The sequence below is a fragment of the Nonomuraea sp. NPDC050790 genome (genome assembly GCF_044456745.1).
Taxonomy (GTDB): domain Bacteria; phylum Actinomycetota; class Actinomycetes; order Streptosporangiales; family Streptosporangiaceae; genus Nonomuraea.
Genome location: NZ_JBITGF010000003.1, coordinates 20,227 through 43,340, shown reverse-complemented (window position 1 = coordinate 43,340; position 23,114 = coordinate 20,227). Strand labels below are relative to the sequence as shown.

The 23,114-nt window shown below is 71.4% G+C and carries 25 protein-coding genes; 12 read left to right on the top strand and 13 right to left on the bottom strand.

Annotation, left to right across the window (positions count from 1 at the left end; genetic code table 11):
- On the top strand, positions 1–624 hold the full coding sequence (locus ACIBEJ_RS15115) for an HAD family hydrolase (protein WP_397183305.1): 624 nt from the start codon (positions 1–3) through the stop codon (positions 622–624).
- Here ACIBEJ_RS15115 and ACIBEJ_RS15110 read toward each other — a convergent pair.
- Positions 605–1,222 carry a LysE family translocator gene (locus ACIBEJ_RS15110; protein ID WP_397183304.1) on the bottom strand — a complete coding sequence of 206 codons (618 nt, stop codon included), beginning with the start codon at positions 1,220–1,222 and terminating at the stop codon, positions 605–607. The two genes, ACIBEJ_RS15115 and ACIBEJ_RS15110, sit on opposite strands and share 20 nt — an antisense overlap.
- A 273-nt stretch (positions 1,223–1,495) precedes the next feature.
- The gene (locus tag ACIBEJ_RS15105; RefSeq protein ID WP_397183303.1) at positions 1,496–2,362 is read right to left on the bottom strand and encodes a LysR family transcriptional regulator; all 867 of its coding nucleotides are present in this window, start codon (positions 2,360–2,362) and stop codon (positions 1,496–1,498) included.
- Between the two features lie 99 nt (positions 2,363–2,461).
- Here ACIBEJ_RS15105 and ACIBEJ_RS15100 point away from each other — a divergent pair, with 99 nt between their 5' ends.
- The 7 genes from ACIBEJ_RS15100 (at position 2,462) to ACIBEJ_RS15070 (ending at position 9,249) form a co-directional block, all read left to right on the top strand.
- Positions 2,462–2,983, top strand: a complete 522-nt coding sequence (locus tag ACIBEJ_RS15100; RefSeq protein ID WP_397183302.1) for a cysteine dioxygenase — start codon at positions 2,462–2,464, stop codon at positions 2,981–2,983.
- Positions 2,984–3,172: 189 nt separating this feature from the next.
- Positions 3,173–3,739: an ATP-binding cassette domain-containing protein gene (locus ACIBEJ_RS15095; protein ID WP_397183301.1), complete on the top strand. Its 567-nt coding sequence runs from the start codon at positions 3,173–3,175 to the stop codon at positions 3,737–3,739.
- Positions 3,736–5,979 (top strand): YhgE/Pip family protein, encoded by a 2,244-nt coding sequence (locus ACIBEJ_RS15090; protein WP_397183300.1) that lies wholly within the window; start codon positions 3,736–3,738, stop codon positions 5,977–5,979. Before ACIBEJ_RS15095 ends, ACIBEJ_RS15090 begins: the two co-directional genes overlap by 4 nt.
- Positions 5,976–6,542 carry a TetR/AcrR family transcriptional regulator gene (locus ACIBEJ_RS15085; RefSeq protein WP_397183299.1) on the top strand — a complete coding sequence of 189 codons (567 nt, stop codon included), beginning with the start codon at positions 5,976–5,978 and terminating at the stop codon, positions 6,540–6,542. Before ACIBEJ_RS15090 ends, ACIBEJ_RS15085 begins: the two co-directional genes overlap by 4 nt.
- A gap of 23 nt (positions 6,543–6,565) precedes the next feature.
- Entirely contained in the window at positions 6,566–7,027 is a 462-nt protein-coding gene (locus ACIBEJ_RS15080; RefSeq protein ID WP_397183298.1) for an RrF2 family transcriptional regulator, read from the top strand.
- A 22-nt stretch (positions 7,028–7,049) separates the two neighbouring features.
- The gene (locus tag ACIBEJ_RS15075; RefSeq protein ID WP_397183297.1) at positions 7,050–8,204 is read left to right on the top strand and encodes an MFS transporter; all 1,155 of its coding nucleotides are present in this window, start codon (positions 7,050–7,052) and stop codon (positions 8,202–8,204) included.
- A 43-nt stretch (positions 8,205–8,247) separates the two neighbouring features.
- Positions 8,248–9,249 (top strand): hypothetical protein, encoded by a 1,002-nt coding sequence (locus tag ACIBEJ_RS15070; protein ID WP_397183296.1) that lies wholly within the window; start codon positions 8,248–8,250, stop codon positions 9,247–9,249.
- Here the strand turns inward: ACIBEJ_RS15070 and ACIBEJ_RS15065 are convergent.
- The 3 genes from ACIBEJ_RS15065 to ACIBEJ_RS15055 all read right to left on the bottom strand — a co-directional run bounded on the left by ACIBEJ_RS15065 (position 9,144) and on the right by ACIBEJ_RS15055 (position 11,992).
- On the bottom strand, positions 9,144–9,617 hold the full coding sequence (locus tag ACIBEJ_RS15065) for a hypothetical protein (RefSeq protein ID WP_397183295.1): 474 nt from the start codon (positions 9,615–9,617) through the stop codon (positions 9,144–9,146). The genes ACIBEJ_RS15070 and ACIBEJ_RS15065 overlap by 106 nt on opposite strands.
- Positions 9,618–9,633: 16 nt before the next feature.
- Positions 9,634–10,482 (bottom strand): lysostaphin resistance A-like protein, encoded by an 849-nt coding sequence (locus ACIBEJ_RS15060; protein ID WP_397183294.1) that lies wholly within the window; start codon positions 10,480–10,482, stop codon positions 9,634–9,636.
- 154 nt (positions 10,483–10,636) lie between these two features.
- Positions 10,637–11,992 carry a dipeptidase gene (locus tag ACIBEJ_RS15055; RefSeq protein ID WP_397183293.1) on the bottom strand — a complete coding sequence of 452 codons (1,356 nt, stop codon included), beginning with the start codon at positions 11,990–11,992 and terminating at the stop codon, positions 10,637–10,639.
- A 222-nt stretch (positions 11,993–12,214) separates the two neighbouring features.
- Here ACIBEJ_RS15055 and ACIBEJ_RS15050 point away from each other — a divergent pair, with 222 nt between their 5' ends.
- Positions 12,215–13,597 carry an aspartate aminotransferase family protein gene (locus tag ACIBEJ_RS15050; RefSeq protein ID WP_397183292.1) on the top strand — a complete coding sequence of 461 codons (1,383 nt, stop codon included), beginning with the start codon at positions 12,215–12,217 and terminating at the stop codon, positions 13,595–13,597.
- 49 nt (positions 13,598–13,646) lie between these two features.
- Positions 13,647–14,762: an alanine dehydrogenase gene (ald, locus tag ACIBEJ_RS15045; protein ID WP_397183291.1), complete on the top strand. Its 1,116-nt coding sequence runs from the start codon at positions 13,647–13,649 to the stop codon at positions 14,760–14,762.
- Positions 14,763–15,094: 332 nt separating this feature from the next.
- Here the strand turns inward: ald and ACIBEJ_RS15040 are convergent, their stop codons facing one another.
- Together ACIBEJ_RS15040 and ACIBEJ_RS15035 are read right to left on the bottom strand one after the other, a co-directional pair.
- Entirely contained in the window at positions 15,095–15,544 is a 450-nt protein-coding gene (locus tag ACIBEJ_RS15040; protein WP_397183290.1) for a VOC family protein, read from the bottom strand.
- Positions 15,541–15,858 carry a PadR family transcriptional regulator gene (locus tag ACIBEJ_RS15035; RefSeq protein ID WP_397183289.1) on the bottom strand — a complete coding sequence of 106 codons (318 nt, stop codon included), beginning with the start codon at positions 15,856–15,858 and terminating at the stop codon, positions 15,541–15,543. The genes ACIBEJ_RS15040 and ACIBEJ_RS15035 overlap by 4 nt, the downstream gene beginning before the upstream one ends.
- A 60-nt stretch (positions 15,859–15,918) precedes the next feature.
- Here ACIBEJ_RS15035 and ACIBEJ_RS15030 point away from each other — a divergent pair, with 60 nt between their 5' ends.
- A complete protein-coding gene (locus ACIBEJ_RS15030) occupies positions 15,919–16,290 on the top strand; it encodes a VOC family protein (RefSeq protein WP_397183288.1) in 372 nt (123 codons plus the stop codon).
- A 481-nt stretch (positions 16,291–16,771) separates the two neighbouring features.
- Here ACIBEJ_RS15030 and ACIBEJ_RS15025 read toward each other — a convergent pair whose 3' ends face one another.
- The 4 genes from ACIBEJ_RS15025 to ACIBEJ_RS15010 all read right to left on the bottom strand — a co-directional run bounded on the left by ACIBEJ_RS15025 (position 16,772) and on the right by ACIBEJ_RS15010 (position 20,780).
- Positions 16,772–17,668 carry a hypothetical protein gene (locus ACIBEJ_RS15025; protein WP_397183287.1) on the bottom strand — a complete coding sequence of 299 codons (897 nt, stop codon included), beginning with the start codon at positions 17,666–17,668 and terminating at the stop codon, positions 16,772–16,774.
- 405 nt (positions 17,669–18,073) lie between these two features.
- Complete coding sequence (locus ACIBEJ_RS15020; protein ID WP_397183286.1) at positions 18,074–19,456, bottom strand: sel1 repeat family protein; 1,383 nt, start codon at positions 19,454–19,456, stop codon at positions 18,074–18,076.
- 57 nt (positions 19,457–19,513) lie between these two features.
- The gene (locus ACIBEJ_RS15015; protein WP_397183285.1) at positions 19,514–20,455 is read right to left on the bottom strand and encodes a sulfite exporter TauE/SafE family protein; all 942 of its coding nucleotides are present in this window, start codon (positions 20,453–20,455) and stop codon (positions 19,514–19,516) included.
- A 100-nt stretch (positions 20,456–20,555) separates the two neighbouring features.
- On the bottom strand, positions 20,556–20,780 hold the full coding sequence (locus ACIBEJ_RS15010) for an SHOCT domain-containing protein (protein ID WP_397183284.1): 225 nt from the start codon (positions 20,778–20,780) through the stop codon (positions 20,556–20,558).
- A gap of 133 nt (positions 20,781–20,913) precedes the next feature.
- Between ACIBEJ_RS15010 and ACIBEJ_RS15005 the strand changes: the two genes are divergently transcribed.
- Positions 20,914–21,297: a helix-turn-helix domain-containing protein gene (locus ACIBEJ_RS15005; protein WP_397183283.1), complete on the top strand. Its 384-nt coding sequence runs from the start codon at positions 20,914–20,916 to the stop codon at positions 21,295–21,297.
- 9 nt (positions 21,298–21,306) lie between these two features.
- On the opposite strand, the gene ACIBEJ_RS15000 is transcribed toward ACIBEJ_RS15005, so the two are convergent.
- Together ACIBEJ_RS15000 and ACIBEJ_RS14995 are read right to left on the bottom strand one after the other, a co-directional pair.
- Positions 21,307–21,954 carry a response regulator gene (locus tag ACIBEJ_RS15000; protein ID WP_397183282.1) on the bottom strand — a complete coding sequence of 216 codons (648 nt, stop codon included), beginning with the start codon at positions 21,952–21,954 and terminating at the stop codon, positions 21,307–21,309.
- Positions 21,951–23,051 carry a sensor histidine kinase gene (locus tag ACIBEJ_RS14995; RefSeq protein ID WP_397183281.1) on the bottom strand — a complete coding sequence of 367 codons (1,101 nt, stop codon included), beginning with the start codon at positions 23,049–23,051 and terminating at the stop codon, positions 21,951–21,953. Before ACIBEJ_RS14995 ends, ACIBEJ_RS15000 begins: the two co-directional genes overlap by 4 nt.
- Positions 23,052–23,114: the final 63 nt, after the last annotated feature.

Sequence of the window (23,114 nt, the reverse complement as noted above, 5' to 3'; positions counted from 1 at the left end):
GTGGAAGCGCTGCTGTTCGACTTGTTCGGGGTCATCGCGCCTGGCCAGACCGCGCAGGACCGTGCCGGGATCGAGGCGGCGGCGGGGGTCAGGGGGTCGGCGTTCTGGAACGCCTACTGGGACGCGCGCGACGGTTACGACCGGGGCGAGCTGACCGGACGGCAGTACTGGCAGGCCGTGGGCGAGCGGCTGGGCAGGTCGTTCGAGGACGCGGACGCGCTGGTCGCGCTGGACGTGGCCAGTTGGAGCCGGGTGGACGGCGAACTCCTGGACTACATCAGGGCCCTCGCCGACCGAGGCATTCGAGTGGGTTTGCTGTCCAACATCCCCAGCGACTTGTCCCAATATTTCGCGACTTATCATGCCGAAGTCTTTGAGAGCTTCGAGGTGCTCGGGCTCTCCAGCCGGATCGGCCACGCCAAGCCGTCACCCGAGGCGTACCACTGGTGCGTCGAGCGGTTCGGCCTGCCCGCCGACCGCATCATGTTCGTCGACGCGCGCCCGGCCAACGTGGCGGGCGCGCTGGCCGAAGGGCTGCAGGCGCACCACTACACCTCACTGCCCACCCTGCGCGCGCACCTGCTGGCCCGCACCTACGGCATGCCTATGCCTTCTCGCCGGTGAGCAGCGCGGCCAGGCCGATGTAGATGACGCCGCTGCCCACGTCGAGCCGGCGCCTGGCCCGGATCGACCGGCGCATCCGCCCGGCCAGCGCCGACGAGGCCAGCGCGACCACGCCGTCGGAGGCCAGGCCCAGAACCACCCAGATGGCGCCGAGCAGCAGGATCTGCGGGCCGATCGGGCCCGCGTCCGGGTTGGTGAAGTTCGGGAGGAAGGCCAGGAAGAAGATGGCCGTCTTGGGGTTGAGCACGTTGACCACGAACCCCTCCCAGAACATCCGCCGCCGCGACTGCACCGCGAACTCGACCGCCTCCTCGGCGACCGGCTTGGACAGCAGCTTCCTGACCCCCAGGAACAGCAGGTACGCGACGCCGGCGAACTTCACGATCGTGAACGCGGTGGCGGAGGCGGCCAGCAGCGCGCTGATCCCGAGCGCGGCGGCGGCCACGTGGACCAGCGAGCCCGCGTGGACACCGAGCACCGACACCATCCCGGCCGCCCTGCCCTGCGCGACGCTCCTGGTCACGATGAACAGCACCGCCGGTCCCGGCACGACCAGGATGGCCAGCGTGGCCACACAGAACACAGCAAGCGTCGACATGTCCGGCATAACCCGAGCGTAGGGTCCCCACCCCCACCCCCGCCACACCTTTCCCACCCCACCCCCGGCTGCCCCGCCCCGGCGATCCTGCCCGTCCCGTCCGCACACCCCGGCCGTCCCGGTCCCCGCGCGCTCGTCGCTCCTCGTCCATACGTGTGGTTCTCGCGCGTGGCCCTCACCCCGCGCTCGTCCCGCGCGGCCGTCTGCCAGCCCGTGCGGACGTCCCGGCTCGTCCGCACGGGCCGGTCGTTAGCTCGCGTCCCCACGTGCGGTTCAGCCGGGCCAGGCGTTGGTGAGGGCGGTGAGGAGGGCCTGGGTGGCGGGTGGGTAGGGCGGGTCGCCGTAGGTCGCGGCGAAGACGTGCCGGGTCGAGCCGGGTATTTCGGCCACCTCCACCGCCGAGCTGCGGTGGGCGCTCAGGGCCAGGCCCGGCAGGACCGTCAGCCCCATCCCCGCCGCCACCAACGCCTGAACGGCCACGATGTCGTCGCTGGTGAAGGAGATGCGCGGCTCGAAGCCCGCCTTGGCGCAGATGTCGAGCAGGTGGCTGCGGCAGCGGTCGCACCCGGCGATCCACGGGGAATCGGCGTGCTCGGCCAGCGGGCCTGAGGGTTCGGGGGAGACGAGGTAGCTCGGGTCGTCGAGAAGGTGCAGCATCCTGACGCCGGTGTCCTCGGGCGCGGTGTCGTCGTAGCGGAACATGACCGCCACGTCCACCCGCCCGGCCCGCAGCAGCCGCAGCGCCTCGGGCGGTTCGGTCTCGGTCAGGCTGAGCTGGAGTCCTGGGTACTCGGCCGACAGCCGGCGGACCGCCCGGGGAACGAAGGTGCCGAGGGCGGAGGGGAAGGCGGCCAGCCGTACCCGGCCAGAGCGCAGTCCGACGTGGGCGGCGAGCTCCTCCGCGGTGGCGTCGAGGCGGGTGATGATCTCGGCGGCCCGCTCGGCGAGCAGGTGCCCGGCCTCGGTGAGCCGGATGCCGCGGCCGGCGCGCTGGATGAGCTGGGCCCCCGTCTCGGCCTCCAGGCGGGACAGGTGATGGCTGACCGAGGGCTGCGAGTAGTGCAGATCCTTGGCCGCGGCGGTCAGGGAGCCCCTGCGGGCAACGGCGACAAGCACGCGTAGCCGGGTGACATCAAGCATGTCTATGAATATCCCCAAATACTTCTGTTGGACCTATGAATCTCATTAGAGCACCGTAGAAGGGGAAGGCGGAATAACACCATTCCCGAGGGGGAGACCATGGAAATCGTGCTGGCCAGGCCCGGACTCGACCAGCTCGTGTCCGGAATCAGGGACATCGTGGCCAAGGACCTGGAGTCGCGGGACACCGCCTTCGCCGTGGCGGACTTCCTCCGGCTGAACCTTCCCGGCCTCGACCTGCTGACCGAGGAGGAGCGTGCCGGGAACCCGGACACCTACTACTCCTTCCCGTTGCACACGCAGGAGGAGTTCTCCGTCGTGGCCGTGGTGTGGCGGCCCGGCCAGTACACGCGCATTCACGACCATGTGTCCTGGTGCGCGTTCGGCATCCTGAGCGGCGTGGAGTACGAGACGCTCTACCGGGACATGGGCGACCACCTGGTGGAGATCGGCCGGGCCGCCAACCAGCCCGGTGAGGTCAGCGGCTTCGCCCCGCCCGGCGACATCCACAAGGTCGAGAACACCAGCGACGAGATCGGCGTCTCCCTCCACGTCTACGGGGCCGACGTGGGCCGGCTCGGCTCCAGCGTCCGCCGCTACTACGACCTGCCGATCCGCTAGCCGCACGACCCGCCGGCCGCACGACCCGCCGGCGGCGGCACCCGCCGGCCGCGCGATCCGTCAACCGCAGGACCTGAAGGGCCGCCCAGCACACCCGGGCGGCCCTTCGCCGTCCCCGCCTGCGCACCGGTCCGGAATCGGGTGTACTCTCGCTTTTGTACTGACTGGTCAGTTCAAGAGGTGAGTGTCGTGATTGTCGCCAGGGGGTTGGCGGTGGACGGGGTGTTCCCGGAGGTCACGTTCGAGTCCGGGAAAGGGACTCTGACGGTGGTCGCGGGTCCGGCGGGCAGCGGGCGGACGAGCCTGCTGCTCACGCTGGCGGGGCGGATGACGCCGACGAAGGGCGCGCTCAGCGTCGCCGGGCAGACCCGGCCGCGCGCCATCCGCAGGGCCGCCGCGCTGGCGCTGGTCGACGGGGTGACCGACCTGGATCGTTCGCTCACCGTCAGGGAGCATCTGCGGGAGCGGCGGCGCAAGCCGTACACCCAGGTGTTGCGGACGGCGGGGGTGGTCGCGGACGAGCGCGCGCTCACGCGGGAGCTCGACCGCGAGCAGCGGGTACGGCTCGGCCTCGCCCTGGCCCTGCTCGACGAGCCCCAGGTGATCGTCGCCGACAACGTGGACCTCGGACTGCCCGGCGAGCGGCGGCTGGCCGTGTGGCAGGCGCTGCGGGACCTGACCGCGGCGGGACACACCGTGGTCGCCTCCACCGTCGAGGCGCCCGCGCACGCCGACACGCTGGTGGAGCTGTCATGAAGGCGATGTTGCGCTCCCGGCTGACCAGGGCGGCGCTGGCGGCGGTGGTGGTGCTGCCGCTGTTGTACGCGGGCCTGTACCTGTGGTCGTTCTGGGACCCGCAGGGCAACCTCGACCGGGTCCCCGTGGCCCTGGTCATGGAGGACCGCCCGGCCACCGTGGACGGCAAGACCGTCAACGCCGGGCGGGAACTGGCCGACGAGCTGACCGAGCGCGAGGTCTTCGACTGGCGCCGCGTGACCGCTCAGGAGGCGGCCGACGGCGTCAACGACGGCGGCTTCTACCTGTCGCTGACGATCCCGGCCGACTTCAGCGCCAACCTCGCCTCGCCCTCCGACGACAAGGGCACGCCGTCGCCCGCGCGGCTCGGGCTGCGCGTCGACACCGGCCGCAGCTACATCGTCGGCACCATCTCCGACGCGGTCTTCAACGAGGTGCGCTCGGCCGCCGCGCGCACCGCCGTACGCGACTACTTCGACAAGGTCTTCGTCTCCATCGGCGACATCCACGACAAGACCACCGAGGCGGCCGACGGCGCGGGCGAGCTCCACGACGGCACGGTCAAGGCCGGTGACGGCGTCTCCCAGCTCAACACCGGCCTCGGCAGCGCGGAGGACGGCGCCAGGCAGCTCTCGGTCGGACTCGGCAGCGCCAACGCCGCCACCGCCAAGCTCCAGAACGGCTCCGCCAAGGTCACCCAGGGCATCGGGAAAGCCACGGAGGCGATGGGCAGGCTGAAGAGCGGCCTGGACGAGCTTGGCGACGGGGCGGGGAAGCTGGCCGACGGCAACCGGCAGGCATACGAGCAGGTGCACGCGCAGCGCGGGACGGTCAACCGGCTGGCCGGCAAGTACGTGCCGGTGCTCAACGAGTACGGGCCCAGGGTGGCCGAGTCCGCCAACGCGGTCGCCGACGCCGCCGACCGGCTCGCCGACGGCCTGGAGGGGCTGGCGGGCCGCACCGGCGGCAACGCCCAGGAGGCCGCCTCCCAGGCGCGGGCCGCGCTCGACCTGCTGGACGCCGACTCCGATCCCCGGCTGCGCGGCCTGCTCAGGAGCACCGCGAACGCGGCGGAGCGCGCCGCCGAGCAGGCCGGGCAGCTCCAGGAACGCCTCGGCGGCACCTCGACCCTGCCCGAACGCGCCCGCGAGCTGGCCGCGAACGCCCGCAAGATCGCCGCCCTGGCACCCGAGCTGGGCCCCAAGCTCGACCAGGTCAGGGAGCAGGTCGACGCGCTCGACGCGGGACTGTCCAAGCTGGCCGACGGCGCGGCGAAGCTCGGCGCGGGCGCGACCAAGGCCGGGCAGGGCGTCACCAAGCTGCACGGCGCCGCCACGAAGCTCCAGGACGGGTCCGCGCAGGTCACCGCCGGGATCGGCAAGCTCGGCGGCGGGCTGGTCAAGCTCGGCGACGGCGCCACCCAGCTCCACGACGGCGTGGACAAGCTCCACGACGGCGCGGGCAAGGTCGACGACGGCATGACCAAGCTGACCAAGGGTTCGCAGGACCTCGCCGACGGCCTCGGCGAAGGCGCCGAGAAGATCCCCGACTACTCCGACCAGCAGCGCGACTCCCGCACCGACGTCATGAGCGATCCGGTACGGCTGGCCAAGACGGTCGACAACGAGGTGCCCAACTACGGAACCGGGTTCGCCCCGTTCTTCCTGCCCCTGGCGTTGTGGGTGGGGGCGATGATCGCGTTCATGGTGCTGAAGCCGCTCAACCAGCGGCTCCTGGCCGGGACCTCGGGCCCGCTGCGGATCGTGCTGTCCGGCTGGCTGCCCGCGCTGGCGCTGGGCGCGGCCCAGGTGGGCGTGCTGCTGGCGGTGCTGCGGTTCGCGCTCGGCCTGGAGGCGGCCCACTGGGCGGGCGTGGCAGGACTGCTGCTGCTGACCGCGGCGGCGTTCATGGCGATCGTCCAGGCGGTCAACGCGCTGCTCGGCGCGCCGGGCAGGGTGGCCGCGCTGGCGCTGCTCATGTTGCAGCTCACCTCGGCGGCGGGCACGTACCCGATCGAGACCTCGCCCGGCTTCTTCCAGACGATCTCGCCGTGGCTGCCGATGAGCTGGGTGGTCTCGGCGCTGCGCAGGCTCATCAGCGGCGGCGACCTGACCGTGGTGTGGCAGGCTTGCGGGGTGTTGTCCGCCTTCCTCGTGCTCGCGCTCGCGCTGACCGCGCTCGCCGTGGAGCGCAGCCGCGTCTGGACCGTGAAGCGCCTGCACCCGGAGCTGTCGCTGTGAGCCGTGCCGACACCCGCATGAAGGTGTTCGGCGCGGCCATCGAGCTGATCGCCGAGCAGGGCTACTCGGCCACGACGGTCGAGGCGATCGCCGACCGGGCCGGTGTGGCCAAGGGCACCGTCTTCTACAACTTCGGCAGCAAGGAAGGGCTGTTCGGCGCCCTGCTGGAGCACTCGATCGGCAAGCTGGCCGAGGCGCTGTCGGCGGCGGCGGTGGGCGCGAGCGCGCTGGAGCGCCTGGACGCGGTGGTGCTCGGGCAACTGCGCTTCTTCGAGCAGTACGGCCCGTTCGCCCGGGTGCTGCTGGCCGAGATGTGGCGTACCGCCTGGCAGGAGGCGGTGGCCCAGCTCCGCGCGCGGGCGCTCGGCGTCTACGCCGAGGTGCTGCGCCAGGCGGCGAGGAGCGGCGAGGTCCGTGCCGACCTCGACGTGGAGACGGCGGCCACGGCCATCTTCGGCATGGTGCTGACGGTCTCGATCGAGCGCAGGGTCATGCACCCGGAGCGGCCGCTGGAGGAGACCCACGCGACCCTGGTCGAGCTCCTGCACGGCAGGGTCCGCTAACCGGGACGTGTACTATCCCGGTTATGCGGATCGGTGAAGGAGTGGAGTGGGGGCTGCACTGCTGCCTCACGCTCGCCTGGCTCGGCGAGCGGCCGGTGTCCACGGCCAAGTTCGCGACGCTGTTCGAGCTGCCGCCGGAGTACCTGAAGAAGCGGCTTCAGGCGCTGGTCAGGGCGGGCATCCTCACCTCCGCGCCGGGGGCCGGAGGTGGTTTCCTGCTGGCCAGAGAGCCTGGGCGGATCACGCTGATGGACGTCGTGACCGCGATGGAGGGGCCGGACGAGGCATTTCGCTGCACCGAGATCCGGCAGCGCGGGGTGGAGCCGTCGCCGGAGTTCGAGCGGCCGTGCGGGGTGGCCACGGCCATGCGCAGGGCGGAGCTGGCCTGGCGGCGGGAACTGGCCGGGCAGACCGTGGCCGACCTCGTGGCCACGGCGCCGCGCGGTGCGGCGGACCGGATGCGTCAGCGCTTCGACCGGCTCTAGCTTTTTCGTGAGGAGAGTGGGGATGTCTACTATCCCGATTAGAAGTTGGGTGCTGGCGCTCGGCACGTTCGCGGTGGGGACCGACGCCTTCGTGGTGGCCGGGTTCCTGCCGGAGATGGCCGCCGACCTCGGGGTCTCCGAGGGGGCGGCGGGGCAGTCCGTGACGGTCTTCGCGGTGGCGTACGCGCTGGGCTCGCCGGTGCTGGCCACGCTCACGGCCAGGGTGCCGCGGCGCACGCTGCTGGTTGCCGCCCTGGTCGTGCTCGGGGTGGCGAACCTGGGCTCGGCGCTGTCGTCCGATCTGGCCGTGCTCATGGTGACGCGGGTGGTGGCCGCGCTGGGCGCCGCCGCGTACACGCCGAACGCGGGCGCGGTGGCGGCCTCGCTCGCCGCGCCGATGCACCGGGCGCGGGCGTTGAGCGTGGTGGTGGGCGGGCTGACGATCGCCACCGCGCTCGGCGTGCCGCTGGGCAGCCTCGCCGCCCAGCGACTGAGCTGGCGGGGCGCGCTCGCGCTGGTGGCCGTGCTCGCGCTGGCCGCCGCCCCCGCGGTCCGCGCCGTGTTGCCCGGACTGCCCGGCGGGCCGAGGGTGCCGCTGCGGGACCGGCTCGCCGTGCTGCGCCGTCCCGCCGTCGTGCGGGTGCTGCCGCTGACCGTGCTGGGGATGGGGGCGGCGTACACGGCCTACGCCTACAGCGTCCCCGCGCTGGCGGGCGTGGGGGTGGGGGCGATCGGCCCGATGTTGTTCCTGTACGGCGCGGGCGCCGTCGCCGGCAACCTGCTGTCCGGCTACGCCACCGACCGGTGGGGCGCCCGCCGGGTCCTGGCCACCGGATACACGCTCATGGCGGCGACCATGGCCGTCCTGGCCTGGCTGGCCGCGTCGGGCGTGCGGCTGCCGGTGCTGGTCGGGGTGCTGATGGCGGCGTGGGGCGCGAGCAGTTGGTGCCAGACCCCGCCGCAGCAGCACCGCCTCATCGCCGCCGCGCCGTCGGAGTCCGCGCTCGTCGTCTCGCTGAACTCCTCGGCGATCTACGCCGGCATCGGGCTCGGCACCGTCCTCGGCGGCCTGGCCCTCGGCGCGGGCACCACCTGGATGTACGGCGCCGCCGCCCTGCTGGCCGTCCTCTCCCTCGCCTGGACGGCACGCCATGCCGTAACCGAGATGTCGTCTTGACGGCGGCGGATCCATGCGGGACATGTGGATCCGAGGGGATGGCATGTACAGAAGACAGATCCAGCGACCCGTCACGCGCCCGGCGCCCAAGGCGGCCGAACCGGAACCCCGCGAGGAGACGCCGGGACCTTCCCCGCGCGCCGAACTGTTCAGGCGGTTGCTGCTGACCACGCGCGCGGCGAAGAAACGACCGGCGACGAGGCTGACCGTCGGCCGCCAGGCCGCGGGCGGCGTCACCGTCGAGGAGACCGTGCTGGACGCCCGGACGCGCCGGGTCGAGATCAACGGATCCTGCGGCGTGGTCGTCGGCGACCGCAACCGGCAGCACAACCGCTACCACTACAAGCTCGCCGACCGCCCGGTCTCGCTGCCGAAGCTGCTCACCGCGACCCCCGCCCACACCCGCGCGCTCTCCGCCCTCATCAGGGACCCGGGCGACGCCGCGGCCACGCGGGCCATGAGCGCCCTGCTCGCCCGGCAGGCGGACAGGCTCCTGTCCGGCAGGAGCGCCGTCAGCACCAGGTCGGCGCCGAAGCAGGCCCGGCTGACGGGCGTGCTCGGCCCGAGCGGCGAGATCGTGGTCAACAAGTCGCGCGGCGTCGTCGTCGGCCGGGGCAACGTCCAGAACAACCACTTCCACTACCGCATCGAACAGCCGGAGGCGCTGCTGGCCAGGTCGCTGTCCCAGAACGAGGGCGCGCTGACCCGCATCGCCGAGCTCTACGGCGCCCCCGAGGACCGCGCCGACGACCGGAAGCTGGCCGACGAGCTGAGAGAGCTCATCACCACGAGGACGAGCGTGGAGCGGATCACCCGGGAGCACGGCGCGGCGGTCGAGCACGCGCGGGCGGCGACGGGCGTGATGCTCGGAGCGGGCAACACCCGCACCGACGAGGTCCTCGCCCCGCGCCCCTACCGGCGCCGCCCGACAGTCCGGAGTCAGTCGCTGCCGAAGCTCGCCAGCAGGGACGACACCACGTCACCCGCCGCCCGGGAGGCCGAGCGCAGCTCGGGCGAGTCGCGGAATCTCAACAGGGACAGGTGATAGCCGTCGCGCAGCACGCCGACGGCCAGATGAGCCGCGCCCCAGCGGATGCGCCTGCCCCGCGGCCCGCTGACCAGGTCGGCTCCGGCGCTCACCTCGGTGACCAGCACGCACCCGCGCACGTCGGCCGGCCAGGTCACCTTGGTCAGCTCGGTCAGCAGAGGGACGGCGGCGCCGAGCGGGGTGAGCGGGATCGCCACGAGCGTGCCGGGCGGCAGGTCCGGCGGCTCGTCCAGGGGGTAGGCGACGTCGAGGTAGGTGTCGCGGTCGGCCAGCGCATACAGGCGGTGCGAGCCGTCCCAGCCCTCGGCGTCGGCGTCACGCTCGGCCGCGATCACCGCGGCCGTCAGCGCGTCGTGACGTGCCATACCCGGAATCATCCCGTCAGGTCAGCGCTCCCAGCAACATCTGAACGAAGATCAGGTTCGTCACCACGTGGATGAAGATCGGCACCCACAGGTTGCGGTAGCGCGACCACAGGAAGCCGGTCAGCAGCCCGAACACCCCCTGGAAGGCGATGATCGTGGCGATGCCGAGCAGCGGGTCGGCGGGGTCGATCCGGGTGGTGTGCATGAACGCGAACACCAGGGACGAGCCGATGATCGCCGGCCATCTGCCGAACAGCACCTCCAGCCGCGTCTGCAGCCACGCCCGGTAGAAGAACTCCTCCAGCACACTCGCCGTCAGCATCGTGAGCAGGGAGAGCACGACGAGCGTGACCATGTCGGGCAACTCGGCGGGCAGCGGCGGCGGAGCGAGCGGCCCGAGCTGCGACAGCACGAACCAGGCGACCACGGCGGGCAGCGGCGCCAGCCACGTCACCGGCTTCGGGATCGCCCTCGCCTTGGGCTCGCCGCCACGGATCAGGCGGAAGGCCACCAGCGGGACGATCAGCAGGAAGACGACCTTCGCGCCCTGGTAGAGCAGACCCTCGGCGAACGGCGCGGCGATCCCCATGAGCACGGCGGCCGCCACCAGGACCTGGGTCTCCCTGACCAGCCGCGCGCGGGGCAACTCCTGGAGCGGCAGCGGCGGCTCGGACTTCGGCGGCACCAGCACCGCCAGCACGATCGCGGCCAGCGCCGGCACGAACGCCGACCACAGTGTGATGCCCGGCGCGCCGGGGTCGGACGACGGGACGATCTCGGTGTGACCGGTCAGCATCAGCCAGCCGTACGCGAGAAGGAACAGCGCACCACCCACCACCACGAAGGCGAGGCGAGAACGGGACATTTGCGACACGGGGGACGGCATGGCAACCATCATTCCGGCATCCGCCCCACCTGACACTCCTCCAAAAGCAGGATGTCCCAGGCCACCTTTGTGCTGATCCCGGCTGAAGGCCCGCCCCCGGATGGGGAGCGGGCCGGTCGGTCGAAGCCAGACGCTAGACGCCCAGGGCTGAGGGCAGGCTCAGCTCGTGCAGGAACAGGGCCTCCGTCGTGGCGACGCGGCGCAGCTCCTCCAGGTCCACCCGCTCGTTCGGCGCGTGGATGGCGGCGTCCTCGTCCTCGGCGCCGAACAGCAGAATCTCCGCCGCGGGGAACTGCTTGAGCAGCGTGTTCACCAGCGGGATCGAGCCGCCCGCGCCCACGTCGCGCGGCGGGCGGCCGAAGGCGCGGTCCATGGCGCGGTTGAGGGCGGAGCGGGCCTTGCCGCCCGAGTCCGCCTGGAAGCCGGAACCCACCGTGAAGTCGGTGAACCCGACCTGCGCGCCCCACGGGGTCGCCTGGCGCAGGAAGTCCACGACCGCGTCCACCGTGGTCTTGGGGTCGGCGGCCGGCGGGATGCGGACCGTGACGCGCGCCCTGGCCGCCGGCTGGACGGCGTTGATCGCGCCCGAGACCGACGGGACGTCCAGGCCGGTGACGGTGATCGCGTAGGACGACCAGAGGCGGTCGGCCAGGGTGCCCGAGCCGACCAGGCCCACGTTGTCCAGGACGCCGGCGGTCTGGCGGAACTCCTCCTCCGAGGGGCCCTGTCCGAGGAAGGTGCCGCGCGGCAGGCCGGGGACGCGGATGTCGCCGTTGTCGTCGTGCAGGGAGGTCAGCATGCGCATCAGCGCCGCCAGCGCGTCGGGGGCCGCGCCGCCGAACGAGCCGCTGTGGACGGCCTCCTTCAGCGTGCGCACCTCGACGGTGAAGGCGGCCATGCCACGCAGCGACGTCGTCACCGACGGGTCGCCGATCTTCGGGTTGCCGGTGTCGGCCACCACGATCGCGTCGGCGCGCAGCAGGTCGGGGTTGCGCTCGACGAACGCCTCCAGGCGCTCGCCCGCGTACTCCTCCTGGCCCTCGATGATGACCTTGATGCCCACGGGGAACCGGCCCTGGAAGGCGCGCAGCGCCAGCACGTGGCTGATGATGCCGGACTTGTCGTCGGCGGTGCCCCTGCCGTAAAGCTGGCCGTTGATGAGCGTCGGCTCGAACGGCGGGGTGCGCCACGCGGCCGGGTCGCCGGCGGGCTGTACGTCGTAGTGCGCATACAGCAGGACGGTGGGGGCGCCGGGAGGGGCGGGCGCCTCGCCGTACACCGCGGGGAAGCTTCCCTCGACCGCGATCTGCTGCACGCGCGGCAGGCCGGCGGAGCGCAGCAGTTCCTCGGTCAGCGCCGCTGCGGCGTGAACCGGCTCTGCGGGGTGCCCGGGAAAGGCCACGGAGGGGATGGCTGCGAGGCGCTTGAGTTCCTCGACGGCCTGCGGCATCGCGGCGGCGACGGCGCTCTCGATCTGGTCAGGAGTCACGGGACGGTCCCCCGGGTCGGTCTAACAGTAACAACTCATTGGATCACAGAAGGTTCCACAGGGTGGAAACCGACCAAGCCAATCTACCTGCGGATTTCGTTGCCGTTACATATAGGTTCTGCGGATCTCGGTTTTCTTGCATATTGATGCGACGCTTTCACTTGGCAATCCCGCAGGTGAAAGGGCAGACTGTTGGGAGCTCAGACACGAGGGAAGATAACCATGACGCAGCCGGAATCCGACGTCCTCAAGGCCGCGCAAGACAACCTGTGGCTGCACTTCACCAGGCACAGCGCCTACCAGCAGAACGAGATCCCCACCATCGTGCGCGGTGAGGGCTCGTACATCTACGACATCCACGGCAAGCGCTACCTCGACGGTCTGGCAGGGCTCTTCGTCGTCCAAGCCGGACACGGACGCAGCGAGCTGGCGGAGGCCGCCGCCAAGCAGGCCCAGGAGCTGGCCTTCTTCCCGCTGTGGTCCTACGCGCACCCCAAGGCGGCGGAACTGGCCGCCCGCCTGGCCGAGCACACGCCGGGCGAGCTCAACCGCGTCTTCTTCACCACCGGCGGCGGCGAGGCCGTCGAGACCGCGTGGAAGCTGGCCAAGCAGTACTACAAGATGGTCGGCAAGCCGCTCAAGCACAAGGTCATCAGCCGCCAGATCGCCTACCACGGCACCCCGCAGGGCGCCCTGTCGATCACCGGCATCCCCGCGTTCAAGCAGATGTTCGAGCCGCTCGTGCCCGGCTCGGTACGGGTGCCCAACACCAACTACTACCGCGCGGACGAGATCTCCGGCGTCGCCGGGATGACTCCGGAGCAGTACGGCCGCTGGGCCGCCGACCGCGTCGCCCAGGCCATCGAGATGGAGGGCCCGGACACCGTGGCCGCCGTCTTCGCCGAGCCGGTGCAGAACGCGGGCGGCTGCTTCCCGCCCCCGCCCGGCTACTTCCAGCGCCTGCGTGAGATCTGCGACGAGTACGACGTGCTGCTCGTCTCCGACGAGGTCATCTGCGCCTTCGGCCGGCTCGGCACGATGTTCGGCGGCCAGAAGTTCGACTACGTCCCCGACATCATCACCTGCGCCAAGGGCATGACCAGCGGCTACTCGCCGATCGGCGCGACGATCGTGCACGAGCGGCTGTTCGAGCCGTTCAAGAGCGGCGACACCATGTTCGCCCACGGCTACACCTTCGGCGGCCACCCGGTCAGCGCCGCCGTGGCCCTCGCCAACCTCGACATCTTCGAGCGCGAGGACCTGCTCGGCCACGTCACCCGCAACGAGCCCGTCTTCCGCGCCAAGCTTGAGAGCCTGAAGGACCTGCCGATCGTCGGCGACGTCCGCGGCTCCGGCTACTTCTGGGGCATCGAGCTGGTCAAGGACAAGGACACCAAGGCCACCTTCGACGCCGCCGAGTCCGAGCGGCTGATCCGCGGCTACCTGTCCCACGCCCTCTACGACGCCGGCCTCTACTGCCGCGCCGACGACCGGGGCGACCCCGTGATCCAGCTCGCGCCGCCGCTGATCGCGGGCGAGAAGGAGTTCGACGAGATCGAGTCGATCCTGCGCTCCGTCCTCACCGAGGCGTGGAAACGCCTCTGACACCCTCCGTCCGGCACAGCGTGGTGCCGGAGAACGAAAGGATCCACCCATGAAGATCGGCGTGCCTGCCGAGGTCAAGAACCACGAGTACCGCGTCGCCGCCACCCCCGCGGGAGTCCACGAGCTCACCCGCGGTGGCCACGAGGTCTTCGTCCAGCGTGGTGCCGGACTCGGCTCGTCCATCACCGACGAGGAGTTCCTCGGCGCGGGCGCGAAGATCCTCGACACGGCCGACGCCGTGTGGGGCGAGGCGGACATGGTGCTCAAGGTCAAGGAGCCCATCGCCCAGGAGTACCACCGCATGCGCGAGGGCCAGGTGCTGTTCACCTACCTCCACCTGGCCGCGGGCAAGGAGTGCGCCCAGGCGCTCCTCGACAACAAGGTCACCGGCATCGCCTACGAGACCGTCCAGGTGGGCAACGCCCTTCCGCTGCTCGCCCCGATGTCCGAGGTGGCCGGTCGGCTGGCTCCGCAGGTCGGCGCGTACAACCTGATGCGGTTCAACGGCGGGCGCGGCGTGCTGCCGGGCGGCGTGCCCGGCGTCTCGCCCGCCAAGGTCGTCGTCATCGGCGGCGGCGTGTCCGGCCTCAACGCGGCGCAGATCGCCGTCGGCATGGGCGCGGACGTCACCGTCCTCGACACCAACGTCGACCGCCTGCGCTTCATCGACGCCATCTACCAGGGGCGGCTCAAGACGCTCGTCTCCACCTCCTACGCGATCGAGCGCGAGGTCCTGCAGGCCGACCTGGTGGTCGGCGCGGTCCTCATCCCCGGCGCCAAGGCCCCGACGCTGGTCTCGAACGAACTGGTGTCGCGTATGAAGCCGGGCTCCGTGCTCGTCGACATCGCGATCGACCAGGGCGGCTGCTTCGAGGACTCCCGCCCGACCACGCACGCCGAGCCGACGTACATGGTGCACAACTCGGTGTTCTACTGCGTGGCGAACATGCCGGGCTCGGTGGCCAACACCTCCACCTACGCGCTGACCAACGCGACCCTGCCGTATGCGGTCAAGCTGGCCAACCTGGGGTGGAAGGAAGCCCTCCAAACCGACCCCGCCCTCGCCCTCGGCCTCAACACCCACGACGGCGCCCTCACCAACGCGCCGGTTGGAGTTGCTCTTTCTCTTCCGTTCGTTTCCGTCGCCGAGGTTCTCGCCGCCTAGCCGCTGTTTCTGTCGCGGCTTTCTGTTACGGCTTTTCTGTTACGGCCGGCCCGGTTGCCCCCACCCTCCGCACGGGGTCGGGGGCATTCCAGGGTGACGGCAGGCAGGCCGCGCGGGGCGGGCCACCGCAACGCGCGCCCCGCCCGCCACTTGTCGGCCACCCTCGCCCGGCCCCGGGGTTAAGCCGCTTCTGCGACTCGGGGTTTTCCGCCCTCTGCCGGATGGTCCCTCTGCCGGCCCGCTTCTCCGCCGGGCCGGTCCTTTTCCTGGCCGGTTTTGGCTCGCTTGCCGGTCGGGCTCTGTATGGCTTTGCCCGGAGCTGTGGGCTTGGGTTATTGGGTGGGGTTGTCTGGGGTTTGGTGGAGTATGTCGTCTGGGGTTAGTTGTTCGCGGGCTGTCGTTACCGCCCAGCGGTGGCCGAAGGGGTCTCTGAGCACCCCGTACTTTTCTCCCCAGAAGGCTTCCTGGACGGGCATCTCCGAGATGGCGCCGGACTCCAGGGCCTGGTGTTCCACCGCCTCGGGATCGTCCACCTCCAGCAGGATCAGCACCGGGCTGCCGCCCACCGTCGGGGGTGCCAGTGCGCCCAGTTCCGGTGTCTCCTCGCTCACCAGCAGGCGGCCTGCGCCGACCTGCAGTTCGACGAACAGGATCACCCCGTTGGGCAGCGTGTTTCTGAACACCTCCACCGCGCCGAACGCGGCCTTGTAGAACACGATCGCGCTCTCGGTGTCGAGCACGAACAGGTGCGGGCTCAGCCCCTGCGGCCTCAGCGTCGTCACGTGACCAATCCAGCCTCTCGTGCGGCCGTCACCAGGCGGGCCATGAGCTCGGCCTCGGCGCGGGCCGCCGCCTCACCCGCCTGGGTCAGCCGGTAGTAGCGGCGCCTGGCGTCGTGGGGGGCTGCCGGATCGCCTTCGTCCGTCTCCTCCACCAGGCCGTCGGCCAGCAGGCGGCTGATGGTCCGGTAGAGCGTGCCAGGACCCAGTTTGACCGCTCCGCCGCTGACGTGCTCGACGAACCGCATGATCGCGTATCCGTGCGCCGGTTCGCCGGCCAGTGCCAGGAGCACGTGAAACCCGGCGGTGGTGAGCATGGTTGACACCATAGCACCACAGTGGTTATATCCGAACTGGATATAACCGAGGAGGACACAGTGGCGATCAACGTCAGCAAGGTCACGCTCTACGTCCAGGACCAGGCCGCCGCCCTCGACTTCTGGACCCGCCAGGTCGGCTTCGAGGTCACCACGGACCAGCCCTACGGGCCCGACACCCGGTGGATCGAGGTCTCCCCGCCTGGGGGCGGTCCCGGGCTCGTCCTGTTCAAGGCGGGCCCGGAGTGGCCGGCGCTGAGCGAGGAGCAGCCCAACTACGTGCTGTTCGACACCGAGGACATCGTCAAGACCCACGAGGACCTGGCCGCCCGCGGCGTCGTCTTCGACACCCCGCCCAAGCAGGAGCCGTGGGGCTGGTCGGCCGTCTTCCTGGACAACGAGTCCCACCGCTTCCACCTAACCCAGCGCTAACCCCTGACCCAGCCTGCGTCACCCACCTGACCCAGCACCGTGTCGCCCGCCCCTCCGGCCCAGCGCTGTGCCGCCTGCCCCTCTGGCACAGCGCCGTGCCGCCTGCCCACTCGACCCAGCGCCGTGTCGCCCGCCCGGTCCGGTGCTGTGTCGCCCGCCCGGTCCAGTGCTGGCCAAGTCTCGGGGTGGCAGCTCTCCGGGTGTCTCGGGTGACAGGTCGAGGGATCTCTGGCGGGCTGATCGATTGGCCCAGAGTGGAGTTGTTGCGGCGAGGACCCCGTGAGCCCTCACGACCATCGCTCGACGGGCGCGAGGTGGGTGCGGCGGTGCGGGTGGGGTGGCGGCAGCCGTAACGGATGGGTGGTCTTGACGGAGAGGCGGCCGGAGAGAGGAGCTACAGCGGGTGGTCTTGACGGAGAGGCGGCCGGAGAGAGGAGCTACAGCTGGGTGGTCTTGGCGGAGAGGCGGCCGGAGAGAGGGGCTACAGCGCGCCGTGGGGGATGGGGCGGCCGGTGCGGGCGTCCAGGAGGGGGCGGTTGGCGAGCGGCTTGGTGAGCTGGACGGGGCGTTGTTTGATCGACGCCCAACCGGAGCAGGGCGGGCCATACGGCTGGGTGCGGGGCTCGATCACGACGGCGTCGGGCGCCTCGCGGACGTTCATGCCCAGCAGGCGGCCGCACTCCAGGTGAATGAGGTGGATCGTCAGCGCGCCGTCCGGCCGTTGCTCGAAGGTGCCGTCGAACGGGGTCGTCGGGCCGAGGCCGGGCGGGGTCGTGTCGAGTGCCTCGTCCGCGACCGCGACCTGCCGGATCGGCCCAGGAAGACCTTCGATGTCGAAACGCCAGGCGGGGGTGTCGGCGAGTCCCCGGTGAGTGCGCACAGGGACCGTCTCCACTGTCATCCGGGTCACCTTCACCTGCTTGCACCTTGCCGGGTCGGTGCCCGACTCTTCGGCGCGACGTTCGCGTTCGTCCGTGGAGAGGCCGCCTTGGCAGACCGGGTTCAGGGAGGGCCTGCCGGGGAGCCGGCGCTGGTTGGCCAGCCGGGACGCGGCCTGGTCGGCGGGGACGAGCGGCACCTCAAGCGTGCCGCCGTCGGCCCAGCGGATCGTGCCTGTGGCGGGGCCGGTCGCGGTGGGCGGGTCGTAGTCGAGGCCGAGGTGCGGGTCGGCGGACAGGGCAGCGGTGACCTCGGGCGACATGAGGGTCAAGTCCTGACGGGGATGGAACCCGGCCTGCCACACCGCGTCAGGCCCGCCCCGCCAGGTCATCAACGCCCGCTCCGCCCGACCCTCGAACGACGCCGACGGCCCAGCCTCGTTCCGTCCACCCGGCGCCACGACCGCCAACAGCACCAGGATCACGAAATATCTGACCATCAACCCCACCCAAGCCCAGAAACGCACCTCACATAGGACGCACCACACCCCCTGCCCGGCCCTGTGCCCCGGCCAAGCAGAGCAAGGCCCCCCTTGTGCCCCGGCCCAAGCCACCCGAAGAGCCACCCGGCCAAGAACCGCACGCCCAGCCGGCCCAGAGCGTAGTTGTTACGGCGAGAACCCCGTGAGCCCTCACGACCATCGCTCGACGGGCGCGAGGTGGGTGCGGCGGTGCGGGTGGGGTGGCGCTAGCCGTAACGGAAAGGGGCGAGAGACAAGCGTCAGCGCAGACGGGCGCGGGGCGGGTGCGGTGGTGCGGGTGGGGTGGTGCGGGTGGGGTGGCGCTGGCCGTAACGGAAAACGGTGAGGAAGAAGGGAGAGAACGGAAGCGACGAAAAAGGGGCGTCAGCGCAGGCGGGCGCGTAGGTCGCGGGCGGTGGAGAGGACGTGGGTGACTTCGGTGGGGCTGGGCCAGGGGGCGGTGCCGGGGCGGAGGAGGGTGGTGCGGATCGACGCCAGGTGGTCGATGGCCGCCGCGTGCAACCCGCTCCGCTCCACCAGCCACACCACCACGTCCGCGTGGTCGCGCAACGGCCGGGTGACGAGGTCCCAGGTGCCGAGGATCTCGGTCAGCTCGGCAACGCTCAGCGCCACTCCGCCGCGGCGGCCGGTCGCGGCGGCGGCGAGTTCGGCGCGGGCGTGGAGTTCGGGCTCGGCCAGGCGGTCCCAGGTGGGCGGCGGCGGGTCGGTCAGCCACTGCTCCGCCTCGTGGTTGTGTCCCGCTGCCGACAGCAGGCCGCCGAGCTCCATCGCCGCCCGGTGGTGGCCGGCCAGCGCGGCCTGGCGGAACCAGTGCTGGCCCCCCGCCAGGTCGCCGAACTCGGCGATCAGCAGCAGGCCGAAGTTGAAGGCGGACTCGGCGTCGCCGCTGGCCGCGGCGCGGCCGAACCAGTGGCTGGCGGCGGGGGAGTCGCTCAGCTCGACGCAGACGAAGCCGGCCATCCGCTGGTCCTCCAGCCGACCGGCGTTGGCGGCGCGCTCGAACCAGGCGCGGGCCGTGCGCAGGTCGCGCCGGGACAGGGCGATGCCGCCGAGCTGGGAGGCGGCGCCGGGGTGCTCGCTCTTGGCGGCCAGCCGGTAGTAGACCTCGGCGCCCTCGGGGTCGCGGCTGGCCTGGAGGAACAGGCCGAGGTGGTAGGCGGCCTCGGCGTGGCCGCCCCGGGCGGAGAACTCCCACCACTTGACGGTCTCCTCGTCCTCGCCGGCCGAGTAGGCGAGGAAGCCGAGGTCGTGGGCGGAGGCGACGTCACCGTCGGTGGCGGCCCTGCGGTGCCAGTCGCGGGCCGCGCTCTGCTCGCCGGCGTCCTCGCTGAGCAGCGCCAGGCGGCGGGCGGCCTGGCGGGAGCCGGCGCGGGCGGCCTTGTCGTACCAGGCCCTGGCGCCGGGCAGGTCGCCGCGCTGTTCCAGCAGGAGCGTGGCGAGGTTGAGCGCGGCCTCGGCGTCGCCGGTGCCCGCGGCCAGTTCGTACCAGGACACGGCCTCCTCCAGGCTGCCGTGCTTCTCGTGCCAGACGCCCAGGTTGTAGGCGCTGTCGATGTTGCCGGCCGCCGCGGCGCGCTCCCACCAGTGCCGCGCCGCCGAGCGGTCGCCGCGCTGGGCGTAGTGCTTGCCCAGGCGATGGGCCGCCTGCGGGTCGCCTGACTGGGCGTCGGCGATCAGCTCGGGTTCGTCTCCGGTACGGGGCGCCGGAACGGCCGCCTCCGCCACCTCTCCTTGCCACCACGACATCCACTCAGCGTGACATGTAATCGGGTGACTGCGGAATGTAATCGCAGAGCTGGTGCCTCAGGAGAAGCGGATGAAACCCGTGTACATGCCCATGGAACAGACGTATCGCAGGGTGCCGGGGGGCTGGGGCGGGAGCCGTACCGTGGCGGGGAGGGTGTGGTCGCGGCCGGCGAGCGTGACCGTGCGCGTGCATCCCTGGCCGGTCAGATGGAAGGTGATCTCGACGGGTACGCCCGCGCGCGCCTCGACCATCGCGGGACGGTAGCCGTCCTGCATGGCCCAGATCGCCACCTTCTGTTCGCCGCGCGCGGTCATGGCCAGGGCGGGCGAGGGCGCCCAGCCGGAGCTCGCGCCGAGGCTGATGCCCGAGCCGATCGTCCAGAGGCCGACGGCGACCGCGGCGACCCCCGCGAACGCGGCCAGGCGGGTGCGTGACAGCCGTCGCAACAGGTAGCCGAGCAGGGCGAAGGCCGGCGAGCTGCCCACGACCAGCCCGGCCATCACGGCCGCGCCCGACAGCGCGGAGCCCGTGGAGACGGCCACCATCTCGGTGCCGAGCGTGACCCCGCACGGCAGCAGGATCGTCGCCGCGCCCATGATCGGCGCGGCGCCCCTGCGCGGGGCCCTGTGCGGTGCGCTGTGCGGTGCGCTGTGTGGCGCTCTGTGTGGCGCTCTGTGTGGGGTGCAGGCCGTGTGCCGCCGGAACAGCCGGACGGCGAAGACGATCACGATGATCCCGGCCGCGACCAGCAGCCCCGCGCGGGCCTGCGGCGGCAGCTTCACGGCGGCGCCGAGCCAGCCGAGCAGCGCTCCGGCCAGCACGTAGGCGACCAGGCGGCCGGTGAGGAACTGGGCCACCGGCCAGGCGTGCCCGGGGTCGTCGCGGCATCGGTCGCCGGTCAGGCCGACCAGGAGGCCACCCTGCACGGCAGTGCAGGAAGCCGTCCCCGCCACCAGCCCGGCGACGAGGCCACTGACGAACAGTGCGCCCGGCTCCACGCTCAGCGCGGGGGAGCCGGGATGTCGGGCCGCATGACAACAAGCCTAACCCCGGCCTTTCAGACGCGGCCAGTGACACTGGTTTCACTCTGTGGAGCGTTTAGGAGCGGAGCACCGCCATGCGCTCCATGTACTCGTCGTCGCTCATCTCGCCGCGCGCGTAACGCTCGGCGAGGATCTGCTCGGCCGACGCGGTGGGACTGACGGGCGCGGTACGGCGCGGCCCGAACCGCCCGGTGCGCTTGGCCCAGATGACCAGCCCGACCACGGCCACCCAGAACAGCCCCCAGAAAACCGGGAAGATCGGAAAGAAGTGTCCATACATGTCGCTCTCCTCCTTCGGTGTCGTACCTCCAGAGTCGGCGTCAAGCCCGGCGGGCGAATCGGACGGCGGTCGCGCTCGCCTGTACAACGCTGGCCGTATCCCTATACTGCCCTCTTGGAGGGGGTGATAGGGAATGGACTTCACTGTGGGCCAGGTCGCCGACCTGCTGGATCTGCACGTCAAGACCGTGCGCGGCTACGTCCGCGACGGCCGGCTGAGAGCGGTGAAGGTGGGCAAGCAGTACCGGATCTCCAGGGATGACCTGGAGGAGTTCACCGGCGCGCCCCTCGCCTCGCGCCCCCGCCAGGACCGCTACGTCGAGGTCTCCGCGATCGTCCAGGTGGACGCGGTCAGCCGGCCCGACATGGACCGGCTGAGCACCGCCCTGACCGCCACCGCGGCCGGGCTGCGGCTGGAGATGGTCTACAACGAGGAACGCGCCACGCTCAAGCTGATCGTCCTGGGCGGGCCCGGACGCGTCGCCGACGTCCTGCGGCTGGTCGAGGCGCTGACCTGAGCCGCGTCCTCAGAGCCAGCCCGGCTTGACCAGCCCAGACTCGTAGGCGATCACCACGAGCTGTGCCCGGTCCCTGGCGTGGAGCTTCATCATCGCCCGGCTCACATGGGTCTTCGCCGTCGCCGGCGACATGAACAGCTTGGCCGCGATCTCGTCGTTGGTCATCCCGGTGCCGACCAGCGCCAGCACCTCGCGCTCCCGGTCGGTGAGCTGGTCCAGGCCCTCGGTCGCGACCGGCGCCTTGGCCCGTGTGGCGTACTCGGCGATGAGCCGCCTGGTCACGCTCGGCGACAGCAGCGCCTCGCCGTCGGCCACGACCCTGACCGCCTGGATCAGCTCGGCCGGCTCGGTGTCCTTCACCAGGAAGCCGCTGGCGCCGCCGCGCAGGGCCTCGAAGACGTACTCGTCCAGCTCGAACGTGGTCAAAATAATGATCTTCGGGCCGGGCGGCATCTGGCGGGTGGCGGTCAGGCCGTCGGTGCCCGGCATCCGGATGTCCATGAGGACCACGTCGGGGGTGTGCTGGGCGGCCAGCCGTACCGCCTCCGCGCCGTCGGCGGCCTCGGCGACCACGCTCATGTCGGGCTGGGCGTCCAGCAGCGCCTTGAACCCCGCGCGCACCAGCGCCTGGTCGTCGGCGAGCAGCAGTTTGATCATGCGTTCTCCTCAGGTAGGGGCAGTCTGGCCTCGACCTGGAAGCCGTTGCCGACCGGGCCGGCGACCAGCGAACCGCCCAGGGCGGCGGCCCGCTCGCGCATGCCGGGGATGCCGTTGCCGCTGCCGTCCTCCGACAGGTGGGCGGGCGAGGTGGCGCCCGTGTCGGTGACGAGGACGGTCAGCTCGGCCGTGCCGTACTCCAGCCTGACCGTGACCTTCGCGCCGGGGGCGTGGCGCGTGACGTTGGTGAGCGACTCCTGCACGATCCGGTACGCCGCCCGCTCGACCTGCGGCGGAAGCGGCCGCGAGCCCACGCGCTTCAGCGTGACGTCGAGACCGGAGCGCTCGATGAGGTTGTCCAGATGGTCCAGGCCCGAGGTGGGGGAGCGCGGAGCGCCCTCGCGCAGCACGTTCAGGACCGAGCGCATCTCGCCGAGCACCTCCTTGGAGGCGGTCTTGATCGTGGCCAGCGCCGTCCTGGCCTGGTCGGGACGGTCGTCGATGAGGTGCAGCGCGGTCGAGGCCTGGACGTGGATGAGCGAGATGTTGTGCGCGAGCACGTCGTGGAGCTCCTGCGCCATCGTCAGGCGTTCCTCGCTGGCCTGCCGCCTGGCCTCCTCCTCCTCGGCCCTGGCCCGCTCGGCCCGCCGCTCGCGCAGGATCCTGACCAGCTCGGCCATGACCATCAGCAGCATCATCGCCGTGGAGATCCACACGGCGTGGAAGAGGCTGCGGTTGCCGATCACCCAGGCGTACGCCTCGAAGAAGCTGAACATGCCCGCCGCCAGCAGCCAGGCGACCAGCCTCCGGCCGTCGATCACCAGCCAGAACAGCATCACCGCGGGGGTGAAGAAGATCGGCCCGTAGGGATAGCCGCCCACCACGTACGCCGCGGTCACCAGCAGGGTGATCGCGGTCGTGGCGACGGGATAGCGGCGGCGCACCAGGATCAGCGCGGGCCCGATCAGGAGCAGCGAGTAGGCGTAAGGGTCGAGCGCGGCCCGCTCCAGGCGCTGCCCCCACTCGGCGCCCTGTCCGATCACCACCTGGGCGACGGCCAGCACGAGCGCCAGATAAGGGTCGAGTCGGGACTTCACGGCCCCACGCTATTTCAGCATTCTGACCAGCGCATCCTCTGGATGTGGCAGGGGGCCCTACCA